The 9,059-nt window shown below is 68.4% G+C and carries 8 protein-coding genes and 2 pseudogenes; 6 read left to right on the top strand and 4 right to left on the bottom strand.

The window, feature by feature from the left end:
• Positions 1 to 276 precede the first annotated feature (276 nt).
• The 5 genes from E2651_RS08295 (at position 277) to E2651_RS08275 (ending at position 5,040) form a co-directional block, all read left to right on the top strand.
• Positions 277 to 1,458 (top strand): FAD-dependent monooxygenase, encoded by a 1,182-nt coding sequence (locus tag E2651_RS08295; protein ID WP_135330373.1) that lies wholly within the window; start codon positions 277 to 279, stop codon positions 1,456 to 1,458.
• Complete coding sequence (locus E2651_RS08290; protein WP_135330372.1) at positions 1,458 to 2,996, top strand: hypothetical protein; 1,539 nt, start codon at positions 1,458 to 1,460, stop codon at positions 2,994 to 2,996. The genes E2651_RS08295 and E2651_RS08290 overlap by 1 nt, the downstream gene beginning before the upstream one ends.
• 34 nt (positions 2,997 to 3,030) lie before the next feature.
• Positions 3,031 to 3,588 carry a hypothetical protein gene (locus tag E2651_RS44605; protein ID WP_209446098.1) on the top strand — a complete coding sequence of 186 codons (558 nt, stop codon included), beginning with the start codon at positions 3,031 to 3,033 and terminating at the stop codon, positions 3,586 to 3,588.
• 152 nt (positions 3,589 to 3,740) lie between these two features.
• The gene (locus tag E2651_RS08280) at positions 3,741 to 4,358 is read left to right on the top strand and encodes a transposase family protein (protein WP_209446097.1); all 618 of its coding nucleotides are present in this window, start codon (positions 3,741 to 3,743) and stop codon (positions 4,356 to 4,358) included.
• A gap of 94 nt (positions 4,359 to 4,452) precedes the next feature.
• Entirely contained in the window at positions 4,453 to 5,040 is a 588-nt protein-coding gene (locus tag E2651_RS08275) for a hypothetical protein (RefSeq protein WP_135330371.1), read from the top strand.
• An 873-nt stretch (positions 5,041 to 5,913) separates the two neighbouring features.
• Here the strand turns inward: E2651_RS08275 and E2651_RS08265 are convergent.
• From E2651_RS08265 to E2651_RS08255, 3 genes and pseudogenes are all read right to left on the bottom strand, one after another.
• Positions 5,914 to 6,471 (bottom strand): hypothetical protein, encoded by a 558-nt coding sequence (locus E2651_RS08265; protein ID WP_245238666.1) that lies wholly within the window; start codon positions 6,469 to 6,471, stop codon positions 5,914 to 5,916.
• A 45-nt stretch (positions 6,472 to 6,516) separates the two neighbouring features.
• Positions 6,517 to 6,707, bottom strand: a pseudogene (locus tag E2651_RS08260) (IS5/IS1182 family transposase); the annotation flags it as partial.
• 204 nt (positions 6,708 to 6,911) lie between these two features.
• Positions 6,912 to 7,652, bottom strand: coding sequence for a class I SAM-dependent methyltransferase (locus E2651_RS08255; protein ID WP_135330369.1), 741 nt, complete (start codon positions 7,650 to 7,652; stop codon positions 6,912 to 6,914).
• A gap of 323 nt (positions 7,653 to 7,975) precedes the next feature.
• Here E2651_RS08255 and E2651_RS43855 point away from each other — a divergent pair, with 323 nt between their 5' ends.
• Positions 7,976 to 8,428, top strand: coding sequence for a hypothetical protein (locus E2651_RS43855; RefSeq protein WP_167828731.1), 453 nt, complete (start codon positions 7,976 to 7,978; stop codon positions 8,426 to 8,428).
• Between the two features lie 251 nt (positions 8,429 to 8,679).
• On the opposite strand, the pseudogene E2651_RS08245 reads toward E2651_RS43855, so the two are convergent.
• Positions 8,680 to 8,793, bottom strand: a pseudogene (locus tag E2651_RS08245) (IS5/IS1182 family transposase); the annotation flags it as partial.
• Positions 8,794 to 9,059 lie beyond the last annotated feature (266 nt).

The following is a 9,059-nucleotide window of genomic DNA, read 5'->3' as shown; positions in this document are numbered from 1 at the left end:
CAGACCTACACCGGGAAACGACAGCGACCTTCACCAACCGAACGACACCCCAGCAACACAGTGCCCAACCCCGCCACACCCACCACCAGTGAAACCCATGACGCACACCCAGAGCACATCACACGACACCCATCAGGCACGTTGACAGGCGTCTGTCGACATGTTGCGATGAGGCGCTGCTCAGCCCGGACCTCCGTCGCGTCGCATGCCGCTCGGGCACCGGGTCGACAGCCACTTGACCGGAGGCGGCGCCCCCCGAACCCAGAGCGAGGACCCATGCCGCAGCGCGCCGCGACCATCGTCGGCGGCGGGATCGGCGGCCTCGCGGCCGCCATCGCCCTGCACCGCCGGGGCTGGCACGTCGAAGTGCTGGAACGGGCCCCCGAGTTCACCGAGATCGGCGCCGGCATCTCCCTGTGGCCGAACGCGCTGCACGCGCTCGACGCGCTCGGTCTGGCCGACGCCGTCCGGGCACTGGGCGCCGTGGAAGCCGCAGGGGGCGTACGCGACCGCCGGGGCCGCTGGCTGTCCCGTACGGACAACACGGAGCTGGGGCGCCGCTTCGGCCATCCCCTGGTGGTGCTGCACCGCGCGGACCTGTTGCGGGCACTCACCGAGGCGCTGCCCGCCGACTGCCTGCGGGCGGGCAGCGAGGTGTCCGCGGTCCGCGACGACGGGCACGGCCCGGTCGTCGTGCACCGCGGGGGCGAGTCCCGGCCTGACCTCGTGATCGGGGCCGACGGACTGCGCAGCGCGGTACGCCGCGCCCTGCGGCCGGACGCGGCCGGACCCCGATACGCCGGTTACACGGCCTGGCGCATGGTCACCGATCCCCTCGCCTACCCGCCCTCCGAGGGCGCGGCGACCTGGGGCCGGGGGGAGCGCCTCGGGTACACGGGGCTGCCGGGCGGCCGGATGTACTGCTTCGCGACCGCGTCACTGCCGCCGGGAGCGGCAGCCGGTCCGTCCGAGTACGCCGAACTGCTGCGCCGGTTCGGATCCTGGCCGGACCCGATCCCCACCCTGCTGGCCGCCATCCCCGAGGAGGCCGTGCTCCGGCACGACCTGTACGACCTGCCGCCGCTGCCAACCTTCGTCCGCGGCCGGGTCGCGCTGCTGGGCGACGCCGCCCATGCCATGACGCCGAATCTGGGCCAGGGCGCGTGCCAGGCGCTGGAGGACGCGGTTACGCTCGCCCACTGTCTCGACGCCACCCTGGACGTGCCCGCCGCGCTGCGCTCGTACGACCTGCTGCGCCGCCCGAGGACCCAGGCCGTCGCGCGCCGCTCCGCCCGGCTCGGCGCCGTCGGCCAGCTGTCGTGGCCGCCCGCGGTGCTGCTGCGCGACACGGCCGCGCGGCTGACACCGATGCGGGCGACGTTGCGTTCTATGACACCGGTGCTCGGCTGGCGGGCGCCCGGTGAGCCGGTGACCCCGACAGAAAACGAGAGCCACTGATGCCGGACTGGACGTATCACCCCCTGCGCGGCGCGGCCGCCGCTGTCCTCGGCGTACGCCGTTCGCAGCGCACCGCACTGCGGCTGCTGGCCGCGATCGGCTCCCGTCCCACCGGCGCCCGGCTGATCGCCCGGGGTTTCGGTCACCGTCATCCGCCGGCGCGGCTCGCCGGTGAGATCGCCGGCGTGCCCGTGGCCGTCCGGCTCGGCATATCCGTCCCGCCCTCGCTCGCCCATGAGGCGATACGTGCCATGGCCCCGCTGGGGGCCGGTGTGGTCGAGGTGGCGCCGGTCTCGGCGGCCGACGTCGAGACCGTACGCGAGGCGGCTGCCGGCCGTTCGATCCCGGTGGTCGTGCGGGCCTGCGACCCGGAGGCCGAGGACGCCCTCAAATCCCACGTCGACGGGTTCACCATCGATGACGACCCGCACGTGGCGCATGTCACCGACCCGTCGGTCACCGCAGCGGCCACCGTGCTGGAGGAGCCCCAGACCGTCGTACTCGCCCGGCCCAGCGTGCTCGTCGCGGCCGGACCCGGATGGTTCGCCCGGGTCGTCGAGGCGGCCACGCCCACCGCGCCCGCTCCAGCGCTCCGGGACGTCGGCCGCGATCCGCGCCGCTGGCCCGCCTGGTGGTGGGCGCTGCTCGTCGGGCTCGGTATGACGGGCGCCGGACTCGGTGCCGCGGCGATCACGCTCGGGCCGGTGCTGCTCTGGTACGACCGCGACTACCTCGGCATGACGATGCACGAGCTGCATGCCGCCAACCACCACCTCGTGCACTTCCTCCAGCACGACCGGATCACCATGGCCGGCACGATGGTGTCCATCGGCGCCCTCTACACCGGCCTTGCGGTGGGCGGGATCAGACGCGGCTGGCCCTGGGCCCGCGAGGCGTTTCTGCTGTCGGGGGCGATCGGCTTCCCCACCTTGTTCTACTTCCTGGCGACCGGCTTCGTGGAACCCCTGCACACGGCCACCGCGATCGTGCTGTTCCCGATGTTCGTGGCCGGAGTCCGGCGCGCCCAGCACGCTCCGCGGTGGCGGCTGGCGCCCGAGGGGCCGGAGCCGGAGCGGCGGCGGGCGCTGGTCGGCCAGCTGCTGCTGATTGTCACGGGAGCAGGGCTGTTCGTCGGCGGAGCGGTGATCTCGGTGGTTGGTCTGACGGGTGTCTTCGTGCCGACCGACCTGGCCTTCCTGGGCACCGGTACGCAGACGCTGGAAGCGGTCAGTCCCCGGCTCGTGCCCTTCGTCGCCCACGACCGTGCGGGGTTCGGCGGCGCCCTGATGTCGGCCGCGGTGGCGATCACTCTCCTCAGCGCATGGGGCTGGCGGCGGGGCGAGACCTGGGTCTTCTGGACCCTGGCCACGGCGGCGGCCGCCGGCTTCCTGCCGGCTGTCGTGGTGCACGGCGCGATCCACTACACCGACTTCATTCACCTTGCGCCGGTCTACTTCGGCATCGCCATGACCGGGACCGGTCTGCTGCTCGCGCGTCCGTACCTCTGCGCCAAGGCGCCGGCGAGGCCGAAGGACTGACGGGCCGCCCCGGCGAGCGCTTGACCATGAGCGCATGGACGACTCGGACGCCCCCATCCACCGGACGGGCAACTGTACGTGGTTGGCCTTCTGGGCCACGGCGAAGGGTCCGATCGTCGGCGAGAGCGAGCGGGCGGCGTCGTACATCCGCCGCGAAGTCGTCCAGACGGCACCGGGCTTCATCCAACTCCCCAGGTGTCACAAACCGGTCTACGACACACCCGAGCAAACGGACACGGTCGCCTGCCTGCTTGCCGGCAGCACCACCTCCACCGCCGCCGCCGTAAAACGGCTGACCGGCACCACCGTCAGTAACCACAACGTGTCCACCCTGCTGGCCGACCTCACCCGCCGCGACGACTGCACCGACGCCCTGCACACGCTGATCCTGCTGGCCGACCATCTCGACGCACACGGTGCCCCGCTCGACTACGCGCGCCGCCGCGCCCTGTTCACCCCCCGCTCCCACTGGACCCACGGGCCTGGGACGATCCCCAGCGCCGCGCGAACACGTTCCCCGGAACGTCATCAGGCAGCAGACTCACCTTCACGGCCTTCGTCCAGATCGGTGCACCTTGGTCGGAGCACATGATCAGACGAAGGCCGCCTCAGCATCCGACGAACTCCCCGGTGGGCGGCCTAGTTCGAGGGCCATTTCGACGCCAGAGGTTAAAAGACAAGCTTAGTGACCTCGCCGGCGGCAACGGCGTCGCGCGCACCACCGTGGACCGATGGCTGAAGGAGATGATCAACCTGCTGGCCGCCCGCGCCCCCAGACTGGAGCGGGTGCTGGCAAAGCTCGCCCGCGAGGGTGGCAGCGTCGTCCTCCTCGACGGGTCGCTGATACCCACCCAGCGCCGCAGCGGCCTGCCCATCAGGCGCCGCTGGTCGGCCAAGCACAAACGCCGCGGGCTGCTGGCCATCGCCCTGACCGACGTGCGTGGGCGGCTGTTGTGGACCTCCACCGCCCGTCCGGCCCGCGGCTCGGAGATAACCGCCTGCCGCCACGACGACCTGGTCGGCCAGCTCCGCGCAGCCGACCTCGCCGCGATCGCCGACCTCGGCTTCATCGGCCTCGCCGACGGCGGCCCGGCCGCCGACCCGGCGGTCATCACCGGCTATAGGAATCCCAAGGGCAAGAAGCTTCCGTCCGCGAAGAAGCTGGTCAACCAGCTGATCGCCGCCGAACGCGCAGTGTGCGAGCACGCCTTCGCCCACCTGAAGAACTGGCGCGTGCTGACCAAGCTCCGCCTCGACGTGAAGTGGGCAACCCGACTCGTACGCGCGCTAATGATCCTCAACCGGCACGAGCACGACATCCCCCCACACACACCACCCCTGCGACCTGCATGTTCAGGATGAACACGGCTCAGTTGTTTCGGGCACGACCGAAACAACTGCCCTCCGGTCCAGTCCGGTTCCACCATCAGGAGTCACGTACATCCCGAGGCGAGAGGTGAGCCAGAACATGACTTTGAGCAGGCGCTGGGCAAAACTGGCAGTGGCAGTGGCAGTGGTGGTGGCTGCCCCTCTGGGAGCTCTTGGCACCGCATCACCAGCCACCGCGGAGGCCGCCTCCTCGGTGGTGCGGAATGACGGCGCCAAGGCATCCGACAACGTTGATGGGTGCGATCTCGCCCACGTGCCCGGATGGCCCATCGGCTACGGCGAGACCGACGCGCGCTCCTACAAGGGGCGCGATCTAACCCTCTACACCGAAAAATGGCCTGACACCTACGCTTATGCCTCGATCACAGGTGATGTGGCCAGGTACGACAAGGTGTATGTGCAGCGGAGCTTGGGCGACTTCAACATGCACTCCAAGCCCAGGCATCCTTCAGACGATTACGTGCGGGCTGTGGGCGGGGGTGTCATGACCTGCCGCTTTACCGCGACCTGGGCGGATGCGGCCGCCAACTTTGCGATGACCGGCTCGGTACGGCTTCAGACAGGTGAGGACAACCGCAGCCATGCAGTACGGGCATGCGTGAAGCCCACGGGTGCGAAGTTCAAGTGCACTCGCTGGTTCATCGACCACTACTGACCCGCCGCACAGCTGATGGCCGGTGAGGGGACAAGTCTCCCTTGCCGGCCATTGCGATCGGACCTTTCCACATCAAGGGTCGCTGTGATGCTCATTCCGCTGCACTTTGTTCATCGAACCAAGTGCACGCACACGGCGACGATGTGCGCGCTGTTCAGCGTACGCCGTGTGCATCCGCCGAAAGCCCATACTCCGAACAGCGCGCTGTACGTCGTACCGCGGCGCGTACCTATTGCGGCGTCTGCTTCCGTCTCTGGCTATCTCGCCGGTCACGAGGTCGCGGAGCCATCTGTAGCCATCGCTATCCGTGAAAGCCACCGCCACGGGATAGTCGCCTTGCTCAAGCTGCCCTTCCGCCAGCTCGAATTCCACCGCTCCCCCGGCATCAGCTGTCCTGGGGTCAGGACGTGGGATACCAGGTCGAACTTCTCCCGACGCCGAACTCCGCCAACAGCAATCAACACGCTCGGATATCTCACGGGGCGCTCAGCGGTGTTCAACACATCTACGCGGCCTGGCTGGTAACGAGATCTGAACTGGACTTCTTCAACGTGGGTGACGACCTTCCGCGCATCCGCCTGCTCATCCTTGCGTCGGTCGCGCATCAAGATCGTGAAGCCCATGAGTAGAGATCCACTGGTACCGATAGCACTCACCCATGCCGGAGCAGTCCCCCACCAGTCGCTCATGCTGGGAGTGTGTAACAACCTCGTGTTGCGCAAACGGCTCTTGAGCTTCTCCAGAGCTACAACGGCCTGAGCCCCGGCATGGGGAACGTCGCGGATGACTCCTTCGCGGTGAAGCACGGCATCATCCCGACCCGGTCCCAGGACTGATCCGCAGGGGCTTTCCAACTCAACGTAGGGACACGCCCTAGCCCTCGATCAGGGTCCCTGGTGGGACCTCCGTGTCCTTCGCCTTGTCGCCCGGCTGCAGTTGGCGGTCGTATCGGCCTTGACGCCAGACCAGTTTCTTGAACTGCTCCGGGGTGAGCACGCCCTGCCAGGGGGTGCCGCCCGGGCAGAACACGCCCTCGCAGCCGTAGCAGTAGTGCGCTGGCAGCCAGAACTCGTTGGCCAGTGTCTCGCCGGACGTCTCGGCGTCCTTCTCCCGGCCGTCGTGGCGCACCACCGCGAAGGTGACGGCGAGGATGAGCAGCCCGAGGACCACACCACCGACCGTGTACAGCTGGTTGTTCTCCTCGTCGCCCTGGTAGACGAGACCGCCGCCGATCACAAGGCTCAGGACGAGCCCCTCGACGAAGTGGATGCAGCCGTCGCCGCTCTTCTCCGGGCCCTTCGCCAGTCGGGTGCCGAGGCTCTTGGTCAGGGCGCCCTTGCCGGACTGCGCCTGTTCGACCGTCCGTACCTCGGCTCCGCCGCAGCGCGGGCATATCGGCGTCGGCGGTTGCGGCGTTCCGTCCTTTGTCATGGGCAGGACGCTATCCGGTGCGGGTGCCAGCGCTGACGGCGGAGTGCGGTGCTGCCGGGGCGTGCGTCTTTTCCCAGCACTCGCGGCGGCTTCTTGCCTGCCCCGGCGGCGTGCCGGCGGCACAAGGCCGAGTCCACGCTCACCATCGACCAGCCGATGCGGCCGTCCGCGTCCGCATCGCCCCGGACAGCGGCCAGGATCCTGTCCCAGGTGCCGTCCGCCGACCAGCGTCTGTGTGGAGTAGGCCGCCAGCGAGGTGCTCGTGGTGCGAGCCCTTTTTCGACGGCTTCTTCCCGAACGATGCGGGCTATGGGTTCTGAGTGACCAACTAGATCAACCCCTCTGAGTGGGTGACACCCACTCAGAGTCATCTAGCGGTAGCCGGGTCTGCTAGGGCCTGTCCGGCGAGGGGATGCCTTCACGTCTCGGCGCGGCGGAACCTACGGTTTGTGGGTTACCCAGAGCAGTTCCGCCGGCCAGCGGTGTGCCCAGTCGGGTGGGTGGGTTTCGTTGTAGCCGTTGGGTGTTCCCAGTTCGGGCCGCGGCTCGATGAGGTCGTCGATGATGAGACCCGCGCCGCGCAGGACCTTGACCCAGTCGCCGTAGGTGAGCTGATAGCTGGTCGCTCCGTCGTCTTCGGCGATGGTGTTCAGCCCGAAGTAGTCCTGCTGCAGCGTCGTGGTCACGCGGCTGGCGGCTTCGTCGTAGCAAGCTTCGAACCATGGGCTGGCGACGTTGAACACCAGGCGCCCGCCTCGGACCAAGACGCGTGCGGCTTGCGGGACGGCCAGGTGCGGGGGCGCCCAGCTGAGCCCACCGAAGTCGCAGAACACCAGGTCGAAGCTGTCGGCGGCGAAGGGGAGTTGTTCGGCGGCGCCTTGCACCAGCGGGTAGCGGGCCGCTCCCATCGCGCGGGCCGCTGCGGCGAGTTGGGCTTCGGACAGGTCGAGCCCGACCACGGTGGCGCCCTCGGCGGAGAGCGCCCTGGACCACTGGCCGGCGCCGCAGCCGAGTTCGAGGACGCGCTTGCCGGTGACATCACCCAGGGCGTGCAGGTGCGCGTCGGGGATGGAGTACATGCCCCACAGCCGGGGTGTGGCGCCGATTTGCGGGTCGTGCTCGTGCTGGTAGGCGCTGCTGATCTGGTTCCAGAGCCGCCGGTTGGCCGGGATGCTGTCCACGTGCCGACTCCAGCACTGCCTGCCGGGGACGGTCAACACGATTAGGGCACTGGCCGGCCCTCGCCTCGGTCCGGCTCGGCTCGGCTCGGCTCGGCTCGGCCCATGATCCGCCGGACAAACCGAGGATGGAAAGGAGGCTGGAACGACAACGCTTCCGCCTGCCTCACCTGAGGCAAGAGGGATTCAAGCGCGGGCGCGCGAGGCGAGACGCACGTCACTTTTGCTCCCTGTCACATCTTGCCGAGCTCTTCTCTCATAGGGCTGTAACCACCATGAAGGGCGCTGGTTTCGACCGCGCCCAGGTCACACAGGGAGGCAAACAAATGAGCTTGGCTCGACGTCGGATACGCGCGATCACGACCGTCGCGACTGGGGCTGTAGCCGTGGTTCTTGCGACCGCCCAGGTAGCAAGCGCCCAAGGCAACTGGTTCCTGATGCAAACCGACGACGACAACCCGGGCGGCCATGTCGTTTTCGAACCCGAGTACGACGGGGTCAAGCTTGCCGACAAACAGGACGACGGCTACGCCGTGCACATCACGGTATGGAAGAACAAGGGCAACGATTACCTGTACGACTTCTACAACGCGCGCGGTGAGGGCAAGTGGACGTATAGGAGCAACCGGAGTGGCCCGCGCTTCGACCTCCCTGAAAACACGTGCCTGAAGTTCCGTATCAGGCTGACCAAGGGGGTCACCAAGAACGTGGTGCCCGGGACCACCGACTTTGCGACGTGGCAGAACGCGAACGGCAACCACGAGCCGCAGTACTGCTGATCGAGAGTCCTGCGAGGCCTGACGTCGCTCTTTCGTGACGGGTCGCCGGATCTTCCGGCGGCCCGTTTCGGGTTGTCGGGTCTGTGATGGGCATGCCGGGCCCGGTGTGGCGTCGACGCAATCGGGCGGACGGTGACCGCACACGTCTGGCGCGCCTCTGGCAACAGCACGGCCAAAAGCCGGAGTCGGCGCCGTGACCAGCCGCCGCGGCGGCTGGTCACCGACGTCCCAACTCCCCGACACCTCCTACGACGGGCGATGCCGAGCATGGCGTGGTGAACGCCGTCGCCTTTGAGGCGGCAGTTGCAGAGGATCTTCCAGGTCTTCATCTGGGCGAAGGTGTGCTCGACGCGGGTGCGGACCTGGAACGAGCCGGAAACCTCGAACCCAATGGCCACCATGAGCGAACTCGTCGCCAGAGCAGCGTTGACAGCTGGGGTACACGCTGGGAAGCAGCGTACGAGGCTGGCAATTCTGGTTTGCCGCAGCTTCCGCGCCGCTCCCTGGTCACGCGCTCAGCCACGCGTCTGTGCATGAACCGGCCGGTTTGGGCTGTGATCACGCCATCCCCGGCGGGTCGCCCTCGTTGCCGATCAGACGTTCGATAGATCTTTCCCCAGACCAGGTGCCG

Source organism: Streptomyces sp. MZ04, assembly GCF_004684775.1.
Classification (GTDB): domain Bacteria; phylum Actinomycetota; class Actinomycetes; order Streptomycetales; family Streptomycetaceae; genus Streptomyces.
This window is presented reverse-complemented; position numbering and strand designations above follow the sequence as displayed.

What these genes read in the sequence shown, in the direction of transcription:
- E2651_RS08295 (WP_135330373.1), top strand. Translation starts at nt 277, where the DNA reads ATGCCGCAGCGCGCCGCGACCATCGTCGGCGGCGGGATCGGCGGCCTC.
- E2651_RS08290 (WP_135330372.1), top strand. Translation starts at nt 1,458, where the DNA reads ATGCCGGACTGGACGTATCACCCCCTGCGCGGCGCGGCCGCCGCTGTC.
- E2651_RS44605 (WP_209446098.1), top strand. Translation starts at nt 3,031, where the DNA reads ATGGACGACTCGGACGCCCCCATCCACCGGACGGGCAACTGTACGTGG.
- E2651_RS08280 (WP_209446097.1), top strand. Translation starts at nt 3,741, where the DNA reads ATGATCAACCTGCTGGCCGCCCGCGCCCCCAGACTGGAGCGGGTGCTG.
- E2651_RS08265 (WP_245238666.1), bottom strand. Translation starts at nt 6,471, where the DNA reads ATGACAAAGGACGGAACGCCGCAACCGCCGACGCCGATATGCCCGCGC.
- E2651_RS43855 (WP_167828731.1), top strand. Translation starts at nt 7,976, where the DNA reads ATGAGCTTGGCTCGACGTCGGATACGCGCGATCACGACCGTCGCGACT.